The sequence below is a fragment of the Kitasatospora sp. NPDC053057 genome, from assembly GCF_044546945.1.
In the GTDB taxonomy this organism is placed as follows: Bacteria; Actinomycetota; Actinomycetes; order Streptomycetales; family Streptomycetaceae; genus Kitasatospora.
The window spans coordinates 65,233-88,928 of record NZ_JBITZP010000033.1 but is presented as its reverse complement, the minus strand read 5'-3'; the positions used below and the strand labels follow the sequence as shown (position 1 = coordinate 88,928).

General features: G+C 73.3%; 21 protein-coding genes. 10 read left to right on the top strand and 11 right to left on the bottom strand.

Annotation, left to right across the window (positions count from 1 at the left end; genetic code table 11):
* Positions 1-165: 165 nt before the first annotated feature.
* Both ACIG5E_RS28860 and ACIG5E_RS28855 read right to left on the bottom strand, forming a co-directional pair.
* Positions 166-717 (bottom strand): hemerythrin domain-containing protein, encoded by a 552-nt coding sequence (locus ACIG5E_RS28860; protein ID WP_396538183.1) that lies wholly within the window; start codon positions 715-717, stop codon positions 166-168.
* Between the two features lie 246 nt (positions 718-963).
* Positions 964-1,854, bottom strand: coding sequence for a universal stress protein (locus tag ACIG5E_RS28855; protein ID WP_396538181.1), 891 nt, complete (start codon positions 1,852-1,854; stop codon positions 964-966).
* Positions 1,855-2,262: 408 nt separating this feature from the next.
* Here ACIG5E_RS28855 and ACIG5E_RS28850 point away from each other — a divergent pair, with 408 nt between their 5' ends.
* A complete protein-coding gene (locus tag ACIG5E_RS28850; protein ID WP_396538195.1) occupies positions 2,263-2,724 on the top strand; it encodes a carboxymuconolactone decarboxylase family protein in 462 nt (153 codons plus the stop codon).
* A 76-nt stretch (positions 2,725-2,800) separates the two neighbouring features.
* On the opposite strand, the gene ACIG5E_RS28845 is transcribed toward ACIG5E_RS28850, so the two are convergent.
* Positions 2,801-3,454: a TetR/AcrR family transcriptional regulator gene (locus ACIG5E_RS28845; protein WP_396538179.1), complete on the bottom strand. Its 654-nt coding sequence runs from the start codon at positions 3,452-3,454 to the stop codon at positions 2,801-2,803.
* Positions 3,455-3,595: 141 nt separating this feature from the next.
* Between ACIG5E_RS28845 and ACIG5E_RS28840 the strand changes: the two genes are divergently transcribed.
* Positions 3,596-4,558 carry an alpha/beta hydrolase gene (locus ACIG5E_RS28840; RefSeq protein ID WP_396538177.1) on the top strand — a complete coding sequence of 321 codons (963 nt, stop codon included), beginning with the start codon at positions 3,596-3,598 and terminating at the stop codon, positions 4,556-4,558.
* 109 nt (positions 4,559-4,667) lie between these two features.
* On the opposite strand, the gene ACIG5E_RS28835 is transcribed toward ACIG5E_RS28840, so the two are convergent.
* The gene (locus ACIG5E_RS28835) at positions 4,668-5,339 is read right to left on the bottom strand and encodes a TetR/AcrR family transcriptional regulator (RefSeq protein ID WP_396538175.1); all 672 of its coding nucleotides are present in this window, start codon (positions 5,337-5,339) and stop codon (positions 4,668-4,670) included.
* 57 nt (positions 5,340-5,396) lie between these two features.
* Between ACIG5E_RS28835 and ACIG5E_RS28830 the strand changes: the two genes are divergently transcribed.
* The 5 genes from ACIG5E_RS28830 to ACIG5E_RS28810 all read left to right on the top strand — a co-directional run bounded on the left by ACIG5E_RS28830 (position 5,397) and on the right by ACIG5E_RS28810 (position 11,346).
* The gene (locus tag ACIG5E_RS28830) at positions 5,397-6,857 is read left to right on the top strand and encodes an MFS transporter (protein ID WP_396538173.1); all 1,461 of its coding nucleotides are present in this window, start codon (positions 5,397-5,399) and stop codon (positions 6,855-6,857) included.
* Entirely contained in the window at positions 6,854-7,258 is a 405-nt protein-coding gene (locus ACIG5E_RS28825; RefSeq protein ID WP_396538171.1) for a cupin domain-containing protein, read from the top strand. Before ACIG5E_RS28830 ends, ACIG5E_RS28825 begins: the two co-directional genes overlap by 4 nt.
* Before the next feature lie 154 nt (positions 7,259-7,412).
* Entirely contained in the window at positions 7,413-8,030 is a 618-nt protein-coding gene (locus ACIG5E_RS28820; RefSeq protein WP_396538169.1) for a TMEM175 family protein, read from the top strand.
* A 253-nt stretch (positions 8,031-8,283) separates the two neighbouring features.
* Positions 8,284-10,098, top strand: coding sequence for an alkaline phosphatase family protein (locus ACIG5E_RS28815; RefSeq protein ID WP_396538167.1), 1,815 nt, complete (start codon positions 8,284-8,286; stop codon positions 10,096-10,098).
* 216 nt (positions 10,099-10,314) lie between these two features.
* The gene (locus ACIG5E_RS28810; protein WP_396538165.1) at positions 10,315-11,346 is read left to right on the top strand and encodes an iron-containing redox enzyme family protein; all 1,032 of its coding nucleotides are present in this window, start codon (positions 10,315-10,317) and stop codon (positions 11,344-11,346) included.
* Here the strand turns inward: ACIG5E_RS28810 and ACIG5E_RS28805 are convergent.
* From ACIG5E_RS28805 to ACIG5E_RS28780, 6 genes are all read right to left on the bottom strand, one after another.
* Positions 11,308-11,505, bottom strand: coding sequence for a CDGSH iron-sulfur domain-containing protein (locus ACIG5E_RS28805; protein ID WP_396538193.1), 198 nt, complete (start codon positions 11,503-11,505; stop codon positions 11,308-11,310). The genes ACIG5E_RS28810 and ACIG5E_RS28805 overlap by 39 nt on opposite strands.
* An 88-nt stretch (positions 11,506-11,593) precedes the next feature.
* A complete protein-coding gene (locus ACIG5E_RS28800; RefSeq protein WP_396538163.1) occupies positions 11,594-12,250 on the bottom strand; it encodes a HemK2/MTQ2 family protein methyltransferase in 657 nt (218 codons plus the stop codon).
* A gap of 176 nt (positions 12,251-12,426) precedes the next feature.
* A complete protein-coding gene (locus tag ACIG5E_RS28795; RefSeq protein ID WP_396538191.1) occupies positions 12,427-12,864 on the bottom strand; it encodes a universal stress protein in 438 nt (145 codons plus the stop codon).
* A 250-nt stretch (positions 12,865-13,114) separates the two neighbouring features.
* Positions 13,115-15,133 (bottom strand): putative Ig domain-containing protein, encoded by a 2,019-nt coding sequence (locus tag ACIG5E_RS28790; RefSeq protein WP_396538161.1) that lies wholly within the window; start codon positions 15,131-15,133, stop codon positions 13,115-13,117.
* A gap of 470 nt (positions 15,134-15,603) precedes the next feature.
* A complete protein-coding gene (locus ACIG5E_RS28785) occupies positions 15,604-18,810 on the bottom strand; it encodes an amidohydrolase family protein (RefSeq protein WP_396538159.1) in 3,207 nt (1,068 codons plus the stop codon).
* A gap of 112 nt (positions 18,811-18,922) precedes the next feature.
* Positions 18,923-19,369, bottom strand: coding sequence for a hypothetical protein (locus ACIG5E_RS28780; protein WP_396538157.1), 447 nt, complete (start codon positions 19,367-19,369; stop codon positions 18,923-18,925).
* 141 nt (positions 19,370-19,510) lie between these two features.
* Here ACIG5E_RS28780 and ACIG5E_RS28775 point away from each other — a divergent pair, with 141 nt between their 5' ends.
* Positions 19,511-20,707 (top strand): RNA-guided endonuclease InsQ/TnpB family protein, encoded by a 1,197-nt coding sequence (locus ACIG5E_RS28775; protein ID WP_396538189.1) that lies wholly within the window; start codon positions 19,511-19,513, stop codon positions 20,705-20,707.
* 32 nt (positions 20,708-20,739) lie between these two features.
* Here ACIG5E_RS28775 and ACIG5E_RS28770 read toward each other — a convergent pair whose 3' ends face one another.
* Positions 20,740-20,982 (bottom strand): hypothetical protein, encoded by a 243-nt coding sequence (locus tag ACIG5E_RS28770; RefSeq protein ID WP_396538197.1) that lies wholly within the window; start codon positions 20,980-20,982, stop codon positions 20,740-20,742.
* A 167-nt stretch (positions 20,983-21,149) separates the two neighbouring features.
* Between ACIG5E_RS28770 and ACIG5E_RS28765 the strand changes: the two genes are divergently transcribed.
* Both ACIG5E_RS28765 and ACIG5E_RS28760 read left to right on the top strand, forming a co-directional pair.
* The gene (locus ACIG5E_RS28765) at positions 21,150-22,613 is read left to right on the top strand and encodes a PTS transporter subunit EIIC (protein WP_396538155.1); all 1,464 of its coding nucleotides are present in this window, start codon (positions 21,150-21,152) and stop codon (positions 22,611-22,613) included.
* Positions 22,614-22,834: 221 nt separating this feature from the next.
* Positions 22,835-23,578 (top strand): G1 family glutamic endopeptidase, encoded by a 744-nt coding sequence (locus ACIG5E_RS28760; protein WP_396538153.1) that lies wholly within the window; start codon positions 22,835-22,837, stop codon positions 23,576-23,578.
* The last annotated feature ends 118 nt before the right edge of the window (positions 23,579-23,696 follow it).

The window sequence follows — 23,696 nt, the reverse complement described above, 5'->3', positions numbered from 1 at the left end:
CGACGGCGGTGCCGAGCGGCGGGTGGACCCGGAGGACGTCGACCTGGACCCGCAGGCCGTGCTCTCCCCGGTTCCCGAGTCGTGGGGGGGGGGGGGCCCCCGCCCCCCGGGCGCCCCCCCCCCCCCCCCCCCCCCCCCCCCCCCCCCCCACGACAGTGTCCGGCGTCACGAGGACTTGCCGCGCCCGGTGACGAGGTCGCGGGCGCGGTCGACCAGGCCGGTACCGGCGGCGAGCAGCTTGTTGTCGGGCGCGTTCGGGTGGGGGCGGGTGGGCGCGAGCTTCTTCGCCCGCCGGATCCGCTCACCGAGTTCCTTCAGCTGCTCGGACGAGCAGGCCTTGGCCAGGGCCGGGAAGAGGTTCTGCTCCTCGTCGCGGACGTGCGCCGAGACCTCGGAGACGATCCGGTCGACCAGGATGCCGAAGCGGGCGTCGCCGCAGTCCACTCCCTCGAGTTCCTTGAGCAGCTTCTCGACGGTCGCGTGGTCGGCGATCTCCTTGTCCGCGAGATCCCCACCACCGGGCACGTGTTCCCGCACCGCCGGGTACAGGTACTGCTCCTCGGCCACCGAGTGGCGCACCAGCTCGATGGTGAACTCGTCCGCCACCCCGCGGCGCCGCTCGTCGCCCGCCGGCAGCGCCTGGATCCGGGCGAACATCTCCTCCACCTCCCGGTGGTCCGTCATCAGCTCGTCGATCACGTTGCCGCCGTGTCCCATTCCTCTGCTCCTTCTCGTCGCGGTGGGGAACGCAAAGCGTGGGGCCCGCCCGAGGACGGGCCGCCCTGGGCCTGTCGTATCCCCGGGATCCGGCGAGGCATGCGCGTGATGCGGGGAGACCACCCGCGCAGAGGCCGTTGGGATCGAGCGCGGTGAGGCGTGCCTCATGATGGACGGGCGATGTGGTGATCTCGCCGAGCTGGACAGGATCGGCCGCTGGCCCGAGCTGCTCCCCGGCGGGTGGGCTCAGCCGTAGGGGACGACGGCGACCGGGCAGTGGACGTGGTGGATCGCGGCGTGGGCGACCGGGCCGAGGTGGTGGTGGCGCAGCGGCAGGTGGCGCAGGCGGCGGCCGATGACCAGGAGACGGGCGGTCGCCGCCGCGTCGACGAGTTCGACGGCGGGCTTGCCGCGGACGAGCTCGGCGGTCACCTCAACCTCGGGGTGGCGGGTCCGTAGGGGGTCGAGGGCCTCGGCGAGGCTGGCCCACTCGACGCTGGAGAGCTCGCCCTCCAGCCCGCCGATGGCGCCGTAGGACATGTACTCGCTGCCGGCCGGCGGCGACCAGACGTGGATGACCCGCAGCGGAGCCGAGCGGAGCGCGGCGGCCTGGAAGGCGAAGGCCAGCACGTGTTCGGCGGGGTGGGCCAGGTCGATGCCGACCGTCACGGTGCCGTCCGGTTCGTCCTGGTGGGCGCGGACCAGCACCACCGGGCACGCGGAGCGGCGCAGCACCTCCTGGCTGACCGAGCCGACCAGGAAGCCGCGCAGGGTGCCCAGCCCGCGGGAGCCGAGCACCAGCAGGGCGGCGCGGTGCGAGGCGGCCTCCAGGGCCTCCACCGGGTCGGCGGATACCGGGGCGGAGGAGACCGGCACCCCGGGCACCAGGGCGGACAGTGCGGACTCGCGGTCGGCGAGGTGGGCGAGGGCGCGGTGGTACGTCTGGTCGCTGCCGACCACGTCCCGCTTCGGCCAGGGCCAGGCCTCCAGGACTTCGAGCGGGAGGCCGCGGCGCTGCGCCTCACGGGCGGCCCAATCGGTGGCGGTGAGGCTCTCGGGCGAACCGTCGAAGCCGACGACGACGGGCCCGGTGGAGGTTCCGGCCGCGGACGGTCCGGTCGGGGCGGGATCGGTCACGGCGCGCTCCTCAGGTTCCGCGGCGCGGCGAGGGCCGTAGCCGGCCGCCGGGGCCGCCTCGGGTTGCGACCCCAGTATCGGTGGTGGCCGCGCCCGGCACCTCTCGGGGCTCCCGGGACCGGCCGAGCGGTGTTCCAGTGGCAGGGCGGTTCCAACTGGAACCGGGTGGGCGGCCCGAGCACCGTGTCCTGGGTACGGCCCCGCCCGGGGACCGGTTCCGCTCCGGCGCGGGCCACGACGGCGGGCGCACGGACGGGCCGAAAAAGATTCCGGGTCGAGCTGTCACACTTCCGCGTCGTGATCCGTCGGGTCAGTGAAAGCACCGAACGGCCCGAGAGGAACACGACGTTGAACACCCAGTCGATCACCACCCGCCCGATCACCGCCGAGATCCCGCTGCGCCCCCGGATGGCCCAGGACCCGACGGAGCTGGTCCCCGAACTCGCCGAGGTCTCGGCCGCGTTGTTCAAGGCGGTCGGCAACCGCTCGATTCCCCGGACCACCGTCAGCCTGGTCCAGCTGCGGGCCGGACAGATCGTCGGCAGCACCTACCTGACCGTCCTGCACACCGGATTCCTGCGCAAGGCGGGGGAGTCGGAGGAGCGGATCACCTCGGTGGCCACCTGGCAGGACTCCCCGTACCTGACCGCCCCCGAGCGCGCGGCCCTCGCCCTGGTCGAGGCCGTGCTGCAGCCCAGCCCGCACGGTGAGCGGGTGTCGGACGAGGTGTACGCCCTGGCCGCCGAGCACTACGACGAGAAGGCGCTCGTCACCCTGATGCTGGCCATCGGCCAGGTCAACTTCTTCGTGCCGATCGCGCTGATCGCCAAGCCCGTCCCCGGCCGTTCGTTCAACGCCCCCTGGGCCTGACAGCGCCTGGCCTGACGGCCCATCACCCCCCCCATGACCCGGCCCGCCGAGCCCCTCGCTCGGCGGGCCGGTCCCGTCAGGGGATCCGGGCCTCGATGTGGGCGAGTTGGGCGGCGAGGATCTCCTCGAACGCGGCGCGCCGGTCTGCGCCGAGGGGGCGGACGTCGCGGGCGAAGTGGGCGAGGGCGGGGAAGCGCTCGGGGTCGGCGCCCAGCACGGCGACGCGGAACTGCTCCATGCCTTGTTCGTACTCCTCCGGGGTGACGGTGCTGATGCCGGCCTCGGAGGAGATCAGCGCGGTGAGGAGGACCACGATGCGGTGGTAGCGCGCCGGGATCTCCTGCTCGGGCAGCCCGGACGTGCGCAGGGCCTGCAGCACCTCCTCCATGACCAACCGGGATCCGGTGCCACCGGACCCGTAGCGCCCCCAGATCGCGGCGAGCTGGGGTTGCCGACCGAAGGCCTCGCGCAGCCGCAGGGCCAGGGCGGTGATGCGCTGCTTCCAGTCACCCTCGGGGCGGTAGCCGTCCATGGCGGCGACCAGGACCCGGTCGGCGACTTCGCGCAGCAGTTCGGTCTTGTTGCGGAAGTGCCGGTAGAGGCTGGAGGAGTCGGTCCCGAGCGCCGCGGCGAGTTTGCGCACGCTGAACGAGTCGACGTCGTTCGTGCGCAGCAGTGCCACTGCCGTGTCCAGGATCTCCTCGGTCGACCATCGCCTGCGGCCAGTCATCTCGCCCCTTTCGTCGGGCTCAGCCTAACTGATGCGCCAGCTGATGCGCTTGGCGATGCACGCACCGCGTGCATAATGAGGGCAATGCACTGCCCGGACTCGACGACATCCCGGCATCCGGCCGGGTGGGGGAGTAGAACCATGAGTCAGACCATCACCGCCAACCGGCCGCCGGAGCCGGACTTCGAGGCGATCACGGCCGAGGAACTGGGTGCCTACCGCGAGGCGGAGAACCGCTGGCGGGCGTCCGGCACGGCTCGGGCGGTCCTGGGGGAACCGGATCCCGGCGCCGAGATCGTCTGGGAGCAGGTTGCGCTGCCCGGCCGCGACCTCCCGGTCCGGGTGTACCGGCCGGTGTCGACGGGAGACGGCGAAGCCGGCACCCGAGCCGACCTGCCGCTCGTCGTCCACGTCCACGGCGGCGGCTTCGTGGGCACGGCGGCGCAGTGCGACTGGACCAACAGCCGCCTCGCCGCCCACCTGCCCGCGCTGGTCGTCTCGGTCGAGCACCGCCTCCTCGCCCCCGGCAGCCCGCTCGCGAACGCCACCGACGACGGCTGGGACGTGCTCCAGCACGTGCTGCGGAACGTCGAGCGGTGGGGCGTGGACCCGGCGCGCGCCGCCGTCTTCGGCGAGAGCTGCGGCGCGCTGATCAGCGCCCTGACGGCCATCCGGGCCCGGGAGGCCGGCCTGGAACTCAAGGCGCAGGTACTCGTCAACCCCGCAGCCGATGTGACCGGGACGATGGAGGACCACCCCTCGATCGCCGAGTACGCGTACAGCCCGACCCGGGCGCTGCCCCAACTGCGCCTCCTCCAGCGGCTCGCCGTCCCGCAGGGGGGTGACGCCCGCGCGCTCTCGCCGCTGTACGCGGACGACCTGAGCGGACTGGCCCCGGCGCTCGTGGTGGTGCCGACCCGGGACGCGCTCGCCGATCACGGCCGCCGCTACGCCGAGCGGCTGCGCGCGGCCGGGACGCCCGTGAGGCTCTCCGAATACCAGGGTGCGAGGCACGCGTTCCTCACCCTGCCCGGCGTCGAACCCCAGGCCGAAGCCGCCCAGGCGGAGATCCTCCGGTTCCTCCGCACGGCCCTGGCGACGTGATGGAGGCGTCCGCCTGACCAGGGGATGATCCTGCCGACCCCTGGGCCTGACGCGCCTGTGGTGTGATCCCCCGGCCCGCCGAGCCCTTCATTTGGCGGGCCGGGTCCGTTCAGCCTGCCGCGAGCAGGCCCGCCACCAGGGCGCGCAGCCCGTCCCGGTAGGTGTCCTGGGCGGTGAGGGCCTCCCAGCGGCCGGCGACCTGCGCCAGGCGGGGGTGCGCGGCCGGGTCGAGCTCGGCGAACACCTGCTCACGGTAGGTGGGGCGGTCGTCGGTGGTGCGGCGCCTGGCGGCGGTCGTGCGGACCACGATCTCCCCGGCGGTGTAGTACCAGATCGCGCGGTAGCCCTGTGCGGCGCGCTCCAACGACAGGCCGCAGTCGACCAGTCCGTCGATGATCTGCTCGACGAACCAGAGGGCGTGGGTGGAGAACAGGTCGTCGGCGGCCAGTACTTCGACGATCCAGGGGCAGGCGGCGAGCGCCTCGTGGATCGCGGCGGCCGCGGTGAGGACGCGTTCGCGCGGGTCGGCCGGCAGCTCGACGGGGTGCAGGGTGCGGGAGGCGTAGTCGTCGAGCAGCAGGACGAGCAACTCCTCCTTGTTGCGGACGTGGTGGTAGAGCGCCATCGGCGTGCTGCCGATCTCGGTGGCCAGGCGACGCATGGTCAGCCGCTCGACGCCCTCCTCGGTCACGATCCGGCGGGCCGTGCCGACGACCTCCTCCCGGGAGATGCGGGGAGGTCGGCCGGTGGCCTTGCGCGGGGCGGGGGAGGGCTGCTGCATGCCCCCATCATCCCCCGCGCCTCGACACCGGCAGGCACTCAGGGGTACTTTCCTTACATGTATAAAAATTCGCGAGGCCGCCCCGGCCTGGTGCTCGCGGCGGTCACCGTCGCGCAGTTCGTCTTCGCCCTGGACATGTCGGTGGTCAACGTCGCCCTGCCCGCGATCCGCGACGCGCTGGGATTCGCGCCGCTCGACCTCTCCTGGGTCGTACACGTCTACGCGCTCACCTTCGGCGGGCTCCTGCTGCTGGGCGGCCGCGCCGGCGACCTGTACGGCCGGCGGCGGTTGTTCCAACTGGGCCTGGCCGTCTTCGGACTGTGCTCGCTCGCGGGCGGACTGGCCCAGCAGCCCTGGCAGTTGGTCGCCGCCCGCGCCGGCCAGGGCATCGGCGCGGCGGCGGCCGCCCCGGCCACGCTCGCGATGCTCACCACCACCTTCACCGAGGGCCCCCGGCGGGTCCGCGCCCTCGGCGTGTGGAGCGCGGCGAACGCCGCCGGGGGAGCCCTGGGCGTGCTGGCCGGCGGACTGCTGACCGAGTACGCGAGCTGGCGCTGGGTCATGCTGGTCAACCTGCCGATCGTGGCGGCGGCCCTGGCGCTGCTCCCCGCGAGCGGTGCCGACGGGGCGAAGCCCATCCGGGGGGAACGGCGGGAACGGCTGGACGTGCTCGGCGCCGCGCTGGCGACCGGGGGAGTCGGGCTGCTGGTGTTCGGCGTCGTCCGCACCGAGGTCCAGGGCTGGGGCTCCCCGGCCACGCTGGGCACGCTCGCCGTCGCCGTCGCGCTGCTGGCCGCCTTCGTGCTCGCCGAAGTCCGTTCCCCCGCACCGCTGTTGCGGCTGGGCCTGCTGCGCAGCCGCTGGGTCGCCGGGGCCAACCTGCTGGTGTTCCTGGCCGCCGCCGGGCAGTTCGCGGCCTTCTACTTCGTCTCGCTCTACCTGCAGCAGGTGCTCGGCCTGGGCGCCGCCGCCACCGGCGCCGCCTTCCTGCCCTTCTCCGCCGGGCTGGTCGCGGGCACCGTCGTGGCCACGCGGATCACCGCGCACCGCACCCCGCGCGCCGCGCTGGTGCCAGGAGCCTTCCTGGCCGCCGTGGGCCTCGGCTGGTTCGCCCTGATCAGTCCCGACGGCGGCTACCTCACCGACGTGCTCGGCCCGTCCGTGGTCACCAGCATCGGCACCGGGCTCGTCCTGGCCCCGGTCGCCGCCGCCGCGACCACCGGCATCGCGCCGCGGGAGGCCGGCGCGGCCTCCGGACTGCTCAACAGCTCGCGTCAACTCGGCGGCTGCGTCGGCCTGGCGGTGCTGGCCACCGGCGCCGCCCACGCCACCGGCACGGCCACCGACCCGGCCGCCCTCGACCACGGGTACGCCTTCGGCCTGGCCGCCGGCGCCGCCCTATTCGCCCTGGCGGCGGTGGTCGCGCTCACCGTACTGCCCCGCCGCCGACCGGCCCCGCCGGAAGCCCGGCCGGTCACCACCCTCTCCGAGAACCGATTGGAAGGAACCCACTCATGACCATGACCCCGATCGCCGCCGTCGACCTGTTCGCCTCGGCGCTGCACATCGACCCCGACGGCGACGTCCGGGCCACCGAGCGCCGGATGACCGGTGGCGACTCCGACGCTTGGCAGATCGCGACCTTCCACGTGGAGACCGACGCCGACGTCCACGCCGACCACTGGGAGATGCACCCGGCCGCGGAGGAGGCGGTCTGCTGTCTGGCCGGCGGTGTCCGCGTCTACTTCCGCCCGGCGGAGCCCGGTGCCGCCGAGGAGCTGGTGCCACTGGCGGCCGGCACCGCCGTGGTCGTCCCGCGCGGCCGCTGGCACCGGCTGGAACTCGACGCCCCCAGCGACCTGATGTCGATCACCCTGCGCAACGGGACCCGTCTGGAGCGGCGCACGGACGACTGCTGACCGGGGCCGAGCGCCGGCTCCTCGGATTGTCCGATTGACAGCAGAAAAACCGGCCCAACCTGCGCTGCGCGCCCGTCCTTTGGGCCGCGCAGTGACCAGGCGGCACCCGGCGTTGCGCCGCCGGGTGCCGCCGCCCGGCTGAGATGCTCGGCCGGTGGAGACGACGGACACCGGACGGATCGAGGCGTTCAGCGACGGGGTGTTCGCGATCGCGATCACCCTGCTGGTGCTGGAGATCAGGATCCCGCAGGCCCAGGGCGCGGCGGAGCTGTGGCGGGCGCTCGGCGCGCAGTGGCCGTCGTACTTCGCGTACGTGGTGAGCTTCCTGGTGATCGGCGTCGTCTGGGTGAACCACCACACCCTGTTCCGTCACCTGGTCCGGGTCGACCGCACCCTGATGTTCGTCAACCTGCTGCTGCTCATGCTGATCTCCGTCCTGCCGTTCCCGACGGCGGTCGTCGCGCAGAACCTCCGCAACGGCTCGGCCGCGAACGTCGCCGCGGCCGTGTACGGCGCGGTGATGGTCGGCCAGGCGGTGCTGTTCAGCGTCTTCTGGAACTACGCCACCCGCACCGGCCACTGCTTCGACGAGCGGGTGGACGTGCCGGCGGCCCGTGCCGCCCGCTGGCGGTTCGAGGTGGGCCTCGTCGTCTACCCGCTCACCGTCGGCCTGGCCTTCCTGTCGGCCCCGGCCGCCCTCGGCGTGCACGGCCTGGTGGCCGTGTACTACGCGTTCAACCAGGTGAAGGTGCCGCTGCTGGACCGGCCATGACCGGATCGGGACCTTCACCCGCAGCTGACCCGCCGTACGGACCGAGCGCCGGCCCCCACCCCGGGGTCCGGCGTTCCTTCGTGTCCGTTCGGCCGGAGACGGCGGAACCCTGCGTGAAGTTGTCTGACCAAGTTCGACCTGTGTTCGCCCGCGCGCCCTTCCCCGGGCCGCGCCGAACCGATATCTCTGTCCCGCCCGTGTGCACCGCCACGGCAACCACCCTCATGCAACCAACGGGACGAGGTACCCCCCCATGCGACTGCGCTGGAGCCCCCTCGGCGGGCTGCTCGCCACCCTCCCGCTCGTCGGCGCCCTGGTCGTCGGCGCCCCCGCCTCCGCGCAGGCGGCGGTCGGCAGCGGCAACCTGATCGTCAACGGCGACGCCGAGGCCGGCGGCTACTGCACCAACGACTGGAGCGCCGCCACCACAGTCCCCGGCTGGACGGTCGAGGCCGGCGGCGTCGACGTCATGTGCTCCACGGTCGGCTCCTTCGGTCTGCCGAACGACGGCAACACGCCCGGCAAGGCCTTCTTCGGGCCGGGCAACTTCGGGGACGGATCGATGAGCCAGACCGTCGACGTCTCCTCCGCCGCCACCGCGATAGACGGCGGCGGCGTGCACTACAACCTGGCCGGCTGGCTGGGCGGTTGGACGACGTACGGCGGCTACGCCGCCGTCAGCCTGCACTTCCAGGACGCCGACGGCCGCCCGCTCGGCCCGACCGCCAAGCTGCCGACCGTCTCCGCGACCGACCGCGGTCTGAGCACCGCGTTCCTTTCCCGCACCGCCAGCGGCGCCGTCCCGGCCGGGACCAGGTCGATCCAGGTCGAGGTGCAGTTCCTGTCCTCCACGAACGAGACCGGCTACCTGGACAACCTCTCGCTCACCCTCGACACCCCGGTCGCCGCGCCCGCGCCGCTCACCCCGCCCGCCTCCCAAGTGCCGGGCTACGACCACGTGTTCACCGTCATGATGGAGAACACCGACTACTCCCAGATCATGAACGACCCGGCGGACACCCCGTACATCCACAGCCTGATGTCCCGGGGCGCCACCCTCACCGACGCCCACGGCGTCTACCACCCCAGCGACGAGAACTACCTCGCCGTCGCGGGCGGTGACACCTACACCAAGGGCGCCACCTACTGGCCCAACATCAACTCCCCGCAGCGCAACCTCGGCGACACCATCGAGGACGCCAGCAAGACCTGGAAGGCCTACGAGCAGGGCATGGGCACGCCCTGCAACACCAACAAGAACAACGACACGTACTACATGCCCGACGACGCGCCCTTCATCAACTACACCGACATCAGCGGCAATCCGGCCCGCTGCGCGGCCCACCTGTTCGACACCACGCAGCTGACCACCGACCTGAAGTCGGCCGCGACCACGCCGAACTTCTCCTGGATCGCCGCCGACGACTACTACGACGGCGAGGCCTCCGGCAACGGCAGCGCCACCAGCCTGAAGACCCAGGACGGCTGGCTGCAGCAGACCCTCGCCCCGGTGCTGTCCTCCCCGGCCTGGACCCAGCAGCGCTCGCTGCTGGTGCTGACCTGGGACGAGAGCCAGAACGAGGGCTACAACCACCTCGCCACCGTCGTCCTCGGCTCCCAGGGCACCGTCCCGGCCGGGACCAGCAGCCCGCTGCACTACGACCACTACGGCATCGGCCGCACCATCGAATCGGCCCTCGGCCTGCCCGGGCTCACCGCCAACGACACCTACGCGACGCCGCTGAACGCCGCCTTCGCACCGTCCACCGAGACCGGGCCGACGCTGACCGGCGACCTGAACGCGGTGGCGAACGGCGGCAACGTCACCCTGCGCTACAGCCTGCCGACCGCGGCCCAGGCCGGCGCGAAGAACTGGGTCGGCCTCTATCCGGCGGGCGTCACCCCCGGCTCCCGGTCCGCGCTCACCTGGTCCTACACCCCGAACCAGAGCGGCGCCGTCACCCTCGCCACCGGCAAGCTCAACGGCGCGGGCCGCTACGACGCGTACTACCTGGCCAACGACGGCTACTCGGTGCTGGCCGGACCGTTCACCCTGACCGTCGGCTGACGGCGGCGGGAAGGGGCCCGTACGGGGCGGGCCCCTTCCCGGGAGGGCCGTTCCTGTGGCGCCCGGCGCCTGCATCAGCTCTGCCCGGGCCCCGCCTCTCCAACCGCCTTGTTGCGCAATCGAGTTCCGGCCGGGCTCACTTCGAGTGTTAGGAACCGCGCACTCCGGGCACCCGCTTCGGCGGGCCCGGGGGCTTCACGGCGAGGAGGCGGCGGCATGGACGGGCGCGACGAACGCGCGACGGGCGGCCTGCCCGGCCCGCGCGGACCGCTGTCGGCGGCGGTGCTCGGGCTGGTGACCGCCGGCCCGCCGGGCGCCGGGCGGCTGCTCACGCCGCCCGTCCCGCTCTCCGACCCGTGGGGCGAGGACCACCAGCTCGCGCTGTACCTGTGCTACGAGCTCCACGACCGGGGCCTGCCCGGCGTCCACCCCGGCTGGGAATGGGAGCCCGAACTACTCACCCTGCGACGGGAATTGGAGCGCCCCTTCCTCGCGGCGGTCCGCGCCGAGGCGGAGCCGGTGCCGCCGCTGCCCGAGGTGCTGGAACAGCTGCTGACCGAGCCGGTCGAGGGCACCGGGCCGTCGTACTTCCTGCTGGGGCAGGGCGAGCGCCGCCACGCCCGCGAGTACCTGGTGCACCGGTCGGTCTACAACCTCAAGGAGGCGGACCCGCAGCTGTGGGCGCTGCCGAGGGTGCACGGGCCCGCACAGGCGGTGCTGATGTCGATCGCCTACGACGAGTACGGCGCCGGGCGCCCGGAACGGGCCCACGCCTCGCTGTTCGCCCGGATGATGGCCGCCTTCGGCCTCGACCCCCGCTACGGGCACTACCTGGACCTGATCCCCGCACCGGCCCTGGCGACGGTCAACCTGATGATGCTCTTCGGCCTGCACCGGGCACTGCGGTACGCGGCGATCGGGCAGTTCGCCGCCATCGAGATCACCTCCTCGCCCGGCGCGGCCCGGCTGGCCACCGCCCTGGAGCGGCTGGGCGGCGGCCCGGACGGCGTGCTGTTCTACCGCGAGCACGTCGAGGCGGACGCCGTCCACGAGCAGCTGGTGCGCCGCGGGGTGATCGGGGAACTGGTGGACGCCGAGCCCGGTGCCGCACCGGACATCGCCTTCGGCATCGCCGCCGCCGACACCCTGGACCGGCGCCTCTCGGACCACCTGCTGGACTGCTGGCAGCGTGGACGGACGTCCCTGCGCTCACCCCTCCCCGGTGACGGGCTCCTCCCCAGTGGCTAGGTCCTCCCCGGTACCCGGCTCTGAGCCGGTAGCACGCTGTGAGTCGGGCTTCGGCGACCCCCGCCGGGGCCCACCGTGCCGCCGGTGGCTGGTGTCGCAGAACGGGTACGTCCGGCTCCGCCGACAGGCGCACAGCGCCACCACCGGGTGCTCGGACACCCGGCGCGAGCCGTCCGGCAGGACCACCTCCACCGGTCCCTCGACCAGCAGCGGGCCGCCCGGCACGACCGTCACCCGGGTGACGCGGTCAGCGCTCCCGGACACCGCGCACCACCACCAGCTCCTCCTCGCGCTCGCCCGGCCGGATCAGCCCCAGCTGCTCGAACAGGGCGGCGCGGGCCGTCAGCACCGGCCCGAAGGGCTGCCGCCGACGCGCCGCCACGCCCGTGCGCAACCCCGCCCGCCGCAACGCCGCCAGCGTGGCCGGGACGTCCGCGAGCGCGGACTGCACCACCAGCAGGACGCCGCCCGCGGCCAGCACACGGGGAGCCGTACGGCAGATCCGGTCCAGGACCAGCCGCCCGTCCGACCCGGCGTCCCAGGCCAGGGCGGCGCCGCGCCCCCGGGAGCGACCGCCGGATGCGGTGGGGACGTACGGGGGATTGGCGGTGACCAGGTCGAAGCGCCGGCCGAGCACCGGGACCAGCAGGTCGCCGTACCGCAGCCGGATCCGCCGGCGGTGCAGCCGGGTGTTGCACCAGGCGGTGACGACCGCGCGGACGGACAGGTCCACCGCCGTGACCCGCGCGCCGCTGCGCGCCGCCACCAGCGCGACGGCGCCCGTCCCGGTGCACAGGTCGAGCACCCGGCTGGAGCCGTCGAGGGGCTCCCGGCGCACGCAGTCGGCCAGGAGTTCGGTGTCCCCCTGGGGCGGATAGACGCCCGGCGGTCGGATCAACAGCACGCGGAGCGGCTGCCCGGGCAGCCGCCGTCCACACCCGTCCCGCCGTATCGTGTCGCCGGTATGCCAGGCCGACCGCCTGGCTGCTCACCCCCGACCACCCGGACCCGGTCATCGCCTCCGACACCTTCTCGGCCCGCCTGCGGCAGGCCCGGGGGCTGGACTGAGGGCGCACCGGCTCACTGCGCGCGCACGATGACCACCGGGCAGGTCGCGTGCTGCGCGCAGCGGGTGCTCACCGAGCCGAGCAGCGCCCGGGTGAAGCCGCCGCGCCCGTGGCTGCCCACCACCAGCAGTTCGGCGCCCTTCGCCGCGTCCAGCAGGACGTCGGAGGCATCGCCCATGACCATGGTCCGGCGGACCCGCACCGGGCAGTCCGCGCCGAGCACCGCGTCCAGTTCATCGGCGAACTTCCGCTCGGCGAGCTCCTGGTCGAAGGTGGCGTCGACCACCGGGGCCGACCAGCCGAAGTGGCTCGGCGGCTCCCACGCCCCCACCGCGTCCACCACCCCGCCGAGCATCTCGGCGTGCCGGACCGCCCAGCGCAGCGCGGCGTGCGACGGCTGAGAGCCGTCGACGCCGACCACGACACGGCGGAGGGAGTCGTTCGCGTCCATCGGTTCCGTCCTGGGGGTGGTGGCCATCGGTCCTCCCCACCACGGTGCGGACCGCCCGCCGTCACCGCCAGTACGGTCCGGCACCCGGGTGACGTCGACGGCCGGTCCCGGCGGAACTCGCCCCGGGCGTCCGGCCCGCGACCGCCCGCCGCGCCTGGGTGCAGGAGCGGCGGCGCAGGAGCGGGGGTGAACACCTCGGGGCAGGCCGGTGGGGCCGCAGCCGGGCTGCGGCCCCACGCGGGTTCGGGGATCAGGAGGCGTTGAGGGCGGTGTCGTCGATGACGAAGCTGGTCTGCAGGGAAGAGTCCTCGGTGCCGGTGAACTTGATGGTCACCGACTGGCCGGCGAAGGCCGAGAGGTCGTAGGTGTGCAGGGCGTAGCCGTTGGCCGCGTTCACGTTGGAGAAGGTGGCCAGGGTGGTGGAGTTGGCCTGGACGGTGAGCTTGTCGTAGGCCGTGGTGCCGGTCTCCGCGGTGTCGACGTGCAGCCAGAAGGAGAAGCTCGCCTTGCAGCCGGCCGGGATGGTGACGGTCTGGCTCAGGGTGTCGGTGTGGGTGGTGCCGTAGCCGTCGAGCCAGGCCTTCCAGCTGCCGGAGTGGGCGGCCTCACTGGCGGAGTTGTCGATGACGCCGGAGCTCGCCGTCCACGGTGAGGCGGTGCCGGTCTCGAAGCCGGGGTTGCGGAGCAGCTGGCCGCCGCCGGTGCAGGTGCCGCCGCCGGAGCCGGCGATGGTCCAGGTGAAGGAGGCGGAGCCGGTGGCGCCGGTGGTGTCCTTGGCGGTGACCGTGACGTTGTTGCTGCCCGCGGTGGTCGGCGTCCCGGAGATCAGGCCGGACGAGGCGTTGATCGACAGTCCGGCGGGCAGGCCGGTCGCCGAGTAGGTCAGGCTCTGGCCGGGGGCCGAGTCACTGGCGTGGATCTGCAGGCTGGTGGCGGTGCCGACGGTTCCGCTCTGGCTGCCGGGGCCGGTGACCGTGACGGTGTTGCCGCCGGTGCTGCCGCCGGCCGTGAAGGCGGTCAGGCCGTTGGGGGTGCCGAGGCCGGTCGGGCCGTCGTAGCCGGGGCCCGCGGTGCACAGGTAGGTCGGCGAGCAGGTGCCGTTGGCGCCGCTGGTCACGTCGTTGAGCGCGTTGGTGTGCGCGTACGGGTACTTGGCGGGGTTGTCGCCCGTGCCCGGGGTGCCTGCGTCGGCGAAGACGGCGGCGATGATCGGCGAGGAGGCGCTGGTGCCGCCGTAGACGGACCAGCCGCTGGCGCCGTAGGTCTGGTAGACCGCGACACCGGTGGCCGGGTCGGCGACGGCGGAGACGTCCGAGATGGTGCGCTGGGCGCAGCCGCTGTCGGTCTGCCAGCTCGGCTTGGGGTCGTAGGCGGAGCAGCCGGAGCCGGCGCCCTGGCCGCCGGAGCTGGAGCCCCAGACGCTCTCGCTCCAGCCGCGGGTGCTGGAGTCGCGGGTCAGCGAGGTGCCGCCGACCGCGATGACGTACTGGGAGCCGGCCGGGTACTGGGCGCCGTAGCCGGAGTCGCCCGAGGAGGCGGTGATCGCCACGCCGGGGTGGTTGAAGTACTGGCTGTCGGAGGAGGTGTCGGTGGAGTCCTCGGCGCCGCCGTAGCTGTTGGAGACGAACTTGGCGCCCTGGGCGACGGCCTGGTTGACCGAGGCGCCGAGGTCGGCCATGGTCGCCGAGTTGGCCTCGACCAGCAGGATGTGGGCGTTCGGGGCGACGGCGGAGACCATGTCGAGGTCGAGGGAGATCTCGCCCGCCCAGCCGGTGTCGGAGGTCGGGTAGCTGCTGCCGCCGTTCTGGTCGATCTTCTTGAAGCACCCGTTGGCGGTGGTGCACGCGGGCTGCCCGTACTGCGTGCGGTAGGTCGCCAGGTCGGACTCGGCGTTGGGGTCGTCCATCGCGTCGACGATGGCGATGGTCTGTCCGGCGCCGCCGTTGGCCGGCAGGCCGTAGGCGCTCTGCAGGTCGCCCGGGCCGAAGCCGGACGGCGTGGCGTTCGGCGAGACCGCGTCGAGGGTGAACGCGTACGGCTGGACGACGTCGGTGCGCTGCAGGGCGTCGCAGGCCATCTGGTGACGGTCGGTCGGCTTGGCGCACACGTGCTTGACGTTCGTGCCGGACGAGGTCGGCGAGGTGGCGGCGGCGCTCGCGGCGGGCGCCGCGACGGCGAGGCCGGCGGCCACCACGGCGCCGACCGCGAGGGTCGCGGTGGTGGCGCGGAGCCCGCCGGGCCGCAGGGTGGAGCGGAGGAAGGTGTGCAACGGAGCCCTCCCATGTGGGGGGTCGGGCCCTGGGCATGCGCGCAACGCCGCTGGTGGCGGCAGTCGAGGGCAGGCCCGGGGTTGAGGGGGAGACGCGCACGTGCAGAAGGCGGCCCTGGCGTTCGGCGGGGCGTGGAGCGTCGGCCCGTGGGGGACGGGGCGCCCGGCCATGACGTGGGGTGATCAGGGCATGCCAAGGGGGTGGTGCCGGGCCTGCGCGGCCTCAGCGCTAGGAAGGTAGCCAAGCCCGCACCGGCGAACAAGGCCGATGTCCTTGCCATGACCGAGGCTTGACCGGGCGGGATGTCGCCACTGGCGCTGAACCGCCGCCGCCCGCGCTGAGCGGCGGTTCACCTCGCACACGGAACGGCCGAGGCCGGTGGGGGCCTCGGCCGTTGCGGCCGGTCCGGCACGGGGGCCGGACGGCGGGCGGGCGGTCGTGGACGAACGCCGTCAGCGGGTGGTGGTCGCTACAGGGCGCAGCAGCCGTCGCGGCGCAGGGCCTGGCCGACGGCGTGCCAGTCCTCGGCCGAGCGGGGCGAGTCGGACGACCGCGCGGCCAGCGGAGTCCGGGCGCCGTCGCCGACCAGGTCCGCGCGCCGGTACGTGACGCCGTCCCGCATCACCCACGAGGTCCGCGCCAGGTCCGCGAAGTCGTGGAACGGGTCCCCGTCGACCACCGTCAGGTCCGCGAGCTTGCCCGCCTCCACCGTTCCGAGGTCGTCCGCCAGCCCGAACAGCCGGGTCGGCGTCACCGTGGCCGTGCGCAGCGCCTGGGCGGGGGACAGGCCCGCGTACCGGACCAGGGCGCGCAGCCCGAGGTGCACCTGGAGGCCGACGGGGGTGAGCGGGGAGTCCGTGCCCAGGGCCAGTGCGCCGCCGTCCGCGATGATCGTCCGGTAGACGTCCATCTCCGTCCGGACGGCGCGTCGCTGCCCCGCGGTGGTCGCCGTCCGGGCCTGGTGCTGCACGCCGGCGGCGTCCCAGGGCGGCATCAGCGTCGTCACCCGGGAGTCCTCGGCCAGTGACGGGTCGTCGCCGAGCAGGTAGAACGCCGAGAACGGGGTGATGACGATCGCGAACGCCCCGCCGCGGTAGATCTCGTGGACGTCCTGGTAGGCGCGCCCGGTGGGCGAGACCACCCGGCCGTACTCCTGCCGCTGGGTGGCCGACAGGTGGGTGGTGAGGTCCTGCCCGACCTGCACCCCGGGCGTCAGCAGGTGGCTGCCCGCGGGCACCCCGAGGCGCTCGTGGGCCGTCCGGGCGGCCTGCGCCATGATCCAGGCGGGCGCCCGCACATAGGTCTTGACGAAGTCGTAGTCCAATGCGACGGCGCGCTCCAGGCTGCGCCGCACCCCGTCGGCGGTGCGGTGGGCGCGGCCCATGCTGTACGCGACCCGGCTGCCGTCGAGCAGTTCGCCGGTCGTCAGGAACCGCGGCCCGTCCATCACCCCGGCGTCGACCGACTCGCGGATGCGCGCCTGCTCGTAGGCGAAGCCGCCCAGGGAGGCGGTGCCGGTGACGCCGTAGGCGAGCAGCAGACGGGACTCGCGGCCGCCGTAGGTGTTCTGGTACGGGTGGGTGTGGGAGTCCCACAGGCCCGGCAGGACGGTGCAGCCGGTGGCGTCGACCAGCCGCTCTCCGGCCCGGCGGGCGCCGGATCGGTGCGGTTCGACGGCGGTGACGCGGTTGCCGGTGACGACGATGTCGACGTCCTCGCGGACGTTCTCGCCGGTGCCGTCCCACAGCCGGGCGGCGTGGATCCGGGTGACGTCCGAGCGCGGCGGCAGGGCGCGGGCCGTGCGCAGCGGAACGGCGACGGTGTGGCGGTCGGTGCCGTCGAGGCCGATCGACTTCAGCTGGCCGTTGGAGAGATGGAGCAGCCGGGCGGAGTCGCCCGACCAGGACGGGTGGTCGGCCGCCTCGTCGGTGATCCGCCGCGGCTCGCCCGTGGGCGTACCGTCCGGGGCGACCGGCAGCACCCACAGCGCGGACTCCACGATCAGCGCCAGCCACCGGCCGTCGGGCGACCAGACCGGGCCGCTGTCGCAGCGGTCGGCGACCGAGGTGTCCGGCAGCGGCAGGAAGGACTTCGAGGAGCCGTCCCGGGTGTCGATCACCCGGATGACGTTGTAGCCCTCGCGGAAGCGGTGGTTGAGGCGGTTGCGGTCGCAGAGCGCGATGTAGCGGCCGTCGGGGGACCAACTTGGCCTCCCTGGAAGGCCGTTGCCGCCGAGCGGCGTCGCGAGCCGCTGTTCCGCCCCGGTGGCGGGGTCGACCAGGAGGAGGTTGCCCAGGAGGTCCTGGCAGGCCAGCCGGGTCCCGTCCGGGGAGAGCGCCGGATTGAACCGCCCTCCGCGGGCGAGGACGGTGTCGGTGCCGTCGTCCGGCAGCAGGCGGTGCACGGCGCCCAGGCCGTCGCCGTCGGCGTCCCCGTCGTGGACGTACAGGACGCTTCGGCCGTCCCGGCTCCAGGACGGCATCTGCACGTAGTGGGCGGGGGTGGCCTGGAACAGCTTGCGCGGCTGTCCGCCGATCGGCAGCAGCCAGAGGGCGTTGAGCGCGCAGAAGACCACCGAGCGGCCGTCCGGCGAGAGTGCGGGCAGGTGGATGCCGCGCACGTCCCGCTCGGCGGTGGAGTCGAAGTCGCGGACCTTGCGCCGGTATTCGAGCCGCGGCACCTCCAGCCGCGCGGTGAACGGGACCTCCTTGGCGGTGGCCAGGTCGGGGGAGCGGTCGGTGATCCGGCCGTCCGCGAAGTAGACGATCCCGCCGTCGGGCGTCCAGCAGGGCGGCAGCGGTGAGACGTCCTCGTCGCCCGAGACCACGGTGCCGTCGACGGCCAGGGAGGCGCTCGCCGCCAGGTAGGAGGTGGCGGCGGAGGAGTCGCCGATCCACACGTAGGCCAGCCGGCCGTCCCGGGACACCACCGGGCAGGTCAACGCGCCGCTGTCCACGGTGCGTTCGACGCGTACCGGCCCGCCGGAGGCCGGCACGGAGGCGATGGTCCGGCCGCCGGAGGCGTCCGCCCGGACGAAGACGACCCGCCCGCCGTCGGGCTGCCAGGAGGGGTCGTAGTCCTCGACCTCCGGCTGATCGGTCAGCCGGGTCAGCCGGCCGGTGGCGAGCTCCACCGTCCACACGTCGTACGAGCTGCCGGACACCGCGTCACCCGCGCGCTCGGAGGAGAACGCGAGGTGGCGCCCGTCCGGGGACCAGGACACCCCGCGGTCGTCCCACGGCCCGCTGGTCACCTGGCGCAGGTTCGACCCGTCCGGCGCCATGGCCCAGAGGTGGAAGCCGCCCTCCCGGTAGGCGCAGAAGGCCACGGTCGAGCCGTCCGGAGACCACACCGGGCGGGTCGGCTCCAGCCCGGGAGTGGTCAACGCGGTCGCCGTTCCACCGTGCCGCGACAGCCCCCACAGCACGCCCTGGACCTCGATGACCATGCGCTCGCCGTCGGGCGAGAGGGCCACGGCGGCGTTGGTGCCAGCCGTGAACTCCAGCACCCTCGACGGCCGGGCGGCCGGAGCGTCCGCGGCCGCCGCACCCGGCCCGAGCGCCACACCGGCGCCCGCGAGCGCGGCCGCCCCGATGAACCCGCGCCGGCTCAACTCCCGTCCGCTGAAATCCTGCGGGTTGAACTCCCATCCGTGCCCGTCCCGGAGAAACGACACGACCGCTCCCTTCCCGTCACCATGGACCCGTGCTTCTCGACATGTCCATTGTCATCAGGGGTGGCGGCGAGAGTGGCCCTTTCGAATCTTCGGTCCGTCAACATGTCGGCCGTTACGGGCAGTTCAGCCCCTCTGTCGCTCGCCGGCCGGCGTGTCGGGCTCGTCGAGGAGGAGCTCCAGGAGGGGCAGGGCCGCCTCCAGCGCACGGCACTGCTCGGCGAAGAGGCCGCCGCCGGCCGCGGACCAGCGAGGCACCAGCGGCCACCAGCGACATCGCGATCGCCAGCCAGAACACCACGACCAGCCCGTCGTGGAACGGCCCCGAGATCAGCTGCGGGAAGAACTCCCGGCCGGTCAGTGTCCGGGCGTGGTCCGGCGGGAATTGGCCGAGCACGTGCGGGCCCAGCAGTTGCTGGACGGGGTTGTAGCCGAGGAACGCGGCGAACAGGGTCCTCAGGGGCAGCGAGGCGATCGTGCGGGCATCGGCGGCGGGCACGCCCTGCGCGGTCAGTCCGGCGGTGAGGGTGTGCGGCAGCGAGCCGGCCAGGCCGGCCACCATCCTTGATCTTGCGTGGGTATCCCCGGCTTCAGCCGGGGAGGGAAACGCATCCTTGGCTCGGAGCTGCGAAGCGGCGGAGATCGCTGCGGTGTCAGTGACGTCCCCTATGTTGATCGCATCAGCCGAAAGGAGGTGGGCCGGATGATCCGTGCGTACAAGTTCCTCATCAGGCCCACCGTGGGCCAGGAACAGCAGCTCGCCGCGATGCTGCGGGACCACTGCACGCTCTACAACGCCGCTCTCCAGGAGCGGCGTGACGCCTACCGACACGCTAGCAAGACGACGGTCCGGTACGGGCAGCAGTCCGCGCAGCTCAAGGACATCCGGGCGTTGGACCCGGATCAGGCCCGATGGTCGTTCAGCTCGCAGCAGACGACCCTTCGGCGGCTGGACAAGGCGTTCGCCGCGTTCTTCCGCCGGGTCAAGACCGGGGAGAAGCCCGGATATCCGCGCTTCCGCTCGCACAAGCGGTTCGACACTGTGGAGTTCCCGAAGGACGGCGACGGCTGCCGCTGGGATTCCACCCCGCACGACCCCGTCACTCGTGTCCGGCTGCAAGGCGTCGGGCACGTCAGAGTGCACCAGCACCGCCCTGTGATCGGCACTGTGAAGACGATCAGCGTCAAGCGGGAAGGCCGCCGCTGGTACGTCATCCTGACCGCCGACCAGGCCCAGCCCGAACCGTTGCAGCCGACCGGCAGCGCGGTCGGTATCGACATGGGCATAGTTAACTTCCTCGCCGACTCCAACGGCGAGTTCGTGCCCAACCCCCGCCACGGAGCGAAGGCCGCCGCCGCACTGGAGAGGGCGCAGCAGGCGCTCTCCCGGTGCAAGCGCGGCAGCAAGCGCCGCCGCAAGGTTGTGGAGACCGTGGCTCGACTGCACCGCAAGGTCCGCCACCAGCGGCTCGACCACGCCCACAAGACCGCGCTTGACCTCGTACGCGACCACGACTTCATCGCGCACGAAGACCTCAAGATCCGCAGCATGAGCAAGGCCCCGGCTCCGAAGCCGGACCCCGACCGGCCGGGCAACTTTCTGCCCAACGGCGCTGCCGCGAAGGCCGGACTCAACCGCTCCATCGCTGATGCCGGATGGGGGGTGTTCCTCGCGATCCTCACCGCCAAGGCAGAATGCGCCGGACGGGAAGTGATGGCGGTGGACCCCCGCAACACCTCCCGGCGGTGCCCCGCCTGCGGGCACACCGCCAAGGAGAACCGGCCCACGCAGGAGAAGTTCCACTGCGTCTCGTGCGGCCACAGCGCGCACGCGGACACGGTGGGCGCGATCAACGTTCTACGGGCCGGGCTGGTCCGTCGCGAAGCCCGACCGGCATAGCGAGAAGCCCCCGGCGTCAGCCGGGGGAGGAGTCACCAGCATCCACAGCAGGTAGGGTAGCTGACGTTGCCGGGCTCCAGCGGGTCCAGGCCGATGCCGTTGAAGATCGCGGGCAGCGAGATCAGCACGATCGAGGCGTTGATGGTCGCGATCAGGGTGCCGAGCGTGGTGTTGGACAGCGCCACCCACTTGTACCGGGGGTGGTCCGGCTCCACTCCGGTACGGGCCGGACGCCGTCGCCCGGTCCTGCCGCCGCCGGAGAGTCGTGTCGCCACCGCTGCCTCCTGCTGGCCCGGGTCGGCCGGACCTGGGCCGGCCACCGGATCGGAGTGGGAATGTCGATAGCTTCCGCCAACTAACGATAGTCCCGGCGGCCGTTCGGGCGACAGACCCCCACGGGCCGCCGGTTGAGCGCCCGGACCATCCGGGTACGTCCCCTGGCATGTCCGACGAGAAGCACCGCGCCGTGGCCGAGGCGATCCTCCCGCTGGTCGGCGGCGCCGCCAACATCCGCTCGGTCGCCCACTGCATGACCCGGCTCCGGCTGGGTCTGGCGGACCGTTCACTGGTCGACCGCGAGGCGCTCGGGGCGCTGCCGGCCGTCCTGGGCACGGTCGAGGACGACACCTACCAGATCGTCCTCGGCCCCGGCGCCGTCGCCGGGGTCACCGCACAGCTGCGCCGACTGCTGGACTCCGGCGACGGTCTCACGACGGCCCCCACCGCCGAGGACCTCGCCGGGCGCGGCGCGCGGATCCGGGCGGAGGCCCGGGCGCGCAACGCGACCCCGGTGAAGCGGATGCTGCGCCGGATCGCGAACATCTTCGTCCCGCTGATCCCCGCCCTGATCGGCTGCGGGATCGTCGCCGCCCTCTCCGGCGCGCTCGCCAACCTCGGCTGGGCCCCGGCGCTGGTCACCGCCCTGGGGCCGGTCTCCTCCGGGTTCATGTCGCTGCTCGCCGTGTTCGTCGGCTACAACACGGCGAAGGAGTTCGGCGGTACGCCCGTGCTCGGCGGTGCCGTCGCCAGTGTGATCGTCTACGCGGGGGTCGCCAAGGTGGAGGCGTTCGGCCACCACCTCACCCCCGGGCAGGGCGGGGTGGTCGGCGCGCTGCTCGCCGCGCTGCTGGCCGTCCAACTGGAGCGGTGGACCCGGCGGATCCTGCCCGCCGCGCTGGACGTCCTGGTCACCCCGACGGTGACCGTCCTGTTCGGCGGGCTGGCCGCGCTGTTCGGCCTGATGTTCGTCGCCGGGGAGGTCTCCACCGCCATCGGCCATGCCGCCACCTGGCTGCTCGCCCACGGCGGGCTGCTCGCCGGGCTGGTGCTCGGCGGCCTCTTCCTGCCGCTGGTGATGCTCGGCCTGCACCAGGCGCTGATCCCGATCCACACCACCCTGATCCAGCAGCAGGGCTCCACCGTCCTGCTGCCGATCCTCGCCATGGCCGGCGCCGGTCAGGTCGGCTGCGCGGCGGCCGTCTACCTGCGGCTGCGGCACAACGCCTCCGTCCGGGCGACCATCAGGTCCGCGCTGCCGGCCGGACTGCTCGGCGTCGGCGAGCCGCTGGTCTACGGCGTCACCCTGCCGCTGGGCCGCCCGTTCGTCACGGCCTGCGTGGGCGGCGCCGCCGGAGGCGCCTTCGTCGGGGTGGCCGGCCAACTCGGCGGCGCGGTCGGCTCGACGGCCGTCGGCCCCTCCGGCTGGGCCCTGTTCCCGCTGCTGGCCGGCCCGCACGGGATGGCCGCGAGCGCCGCCGTCTACGGCGGCGGACTGCTGACCGGGTACGCGGTGGGCTTCCTGGCCACGTACTTCTTCGGCTTCACCCGGGAGACGCTCGCCGAGTACAACGGCGCCGCTGCGGACCGCGGACTCGCTCCCGCCGAGCCCGCCCGGGCTGCCGAATAGTCCAACGCGATTGTGCGACTCCAGAGTTGACGCCTGTTTGGCTTGCCTGTCGACTCACATGGCTTTGTGTTGGTCGATGAACTGCTGAACGGAGTGCGGGAGGGCTGAACCGCTGCGCGCGGAGTGACGTTTCGTTATCCCCCCGTGACATCCGTACCTGACCCGGCGGGTCTACCTTTGTCGACGCTCGGCCAACTCCACACCCTCACAAGGGAGTAGCCATGCCCGAAGCCCGTCGGCGCACCCTCGCCGTGTCCACCGCCCTGCTGACCATCCTGGGCACCGCCGCACCGGCCGTCGCCGCCACCGCCCCCACCCTCGTGCAGGCCCCGCTCGCCCACCACGGCGGCGGCCTACTGCGCAGCACCAGCGGCAACTGGGCCGGATACGCCGCCACCGGTGGCCGGTTCACCAGCGTCAAGGCCAGCTGGGTCCAGCCTTCCGTGTCCTGCAACGGCACCGACACCTGGTCCAGCTTCTGGGTCGGCCTCGACGGCGACGGCAGCAACTCCGTCGAGCAGACCGGCACCGAGGCCGACTGCTCCAGCGGCCGCCCGGTGTACTCCGCCTGGTACGAGATGTACCCGGCCTACCCGGTCAACTTCACCAACACCGTACGGCCGGGCGACCACTTCACCGCGAGCGTCACCACCAGCGGCAGCGGCTCCTTCACCCTCACCCTCTCCGACACCACCGCCGGTTGGAGCCGCACCGTCAACAAGTCCCTCAAGAGCGCCGCGCTGGCTTCCGCCGAGGTGATCGCCGAGGCCCCCTCCAGCTCCACCGGGGTGCTGCCGCTCTCGAACTTCGGCTCGGTCTCCTTCAGCGGCTCCACCGTCAACGGCCAGGCCCTGGGCGGCTTCAGCCCGGACGCCATCACCATGGCCTCCGGCGGCTCCACCAAGGCCACCACCTCCGGGCTGAGCGGCGGCAGCTCCTTCTCGGTGACCTGGAAGCACAGCTGACAGGGGGTGGGGGGGGGGGCGCCCCCCCCGCGCCCCCCCCCCCCCCGCCCCCCCCCCCCCCCCCGCCCCCCCCCCCCCCCCGGCGCCGGGGGGGGGGGGGCCCCGCCCGGCGCCCCGG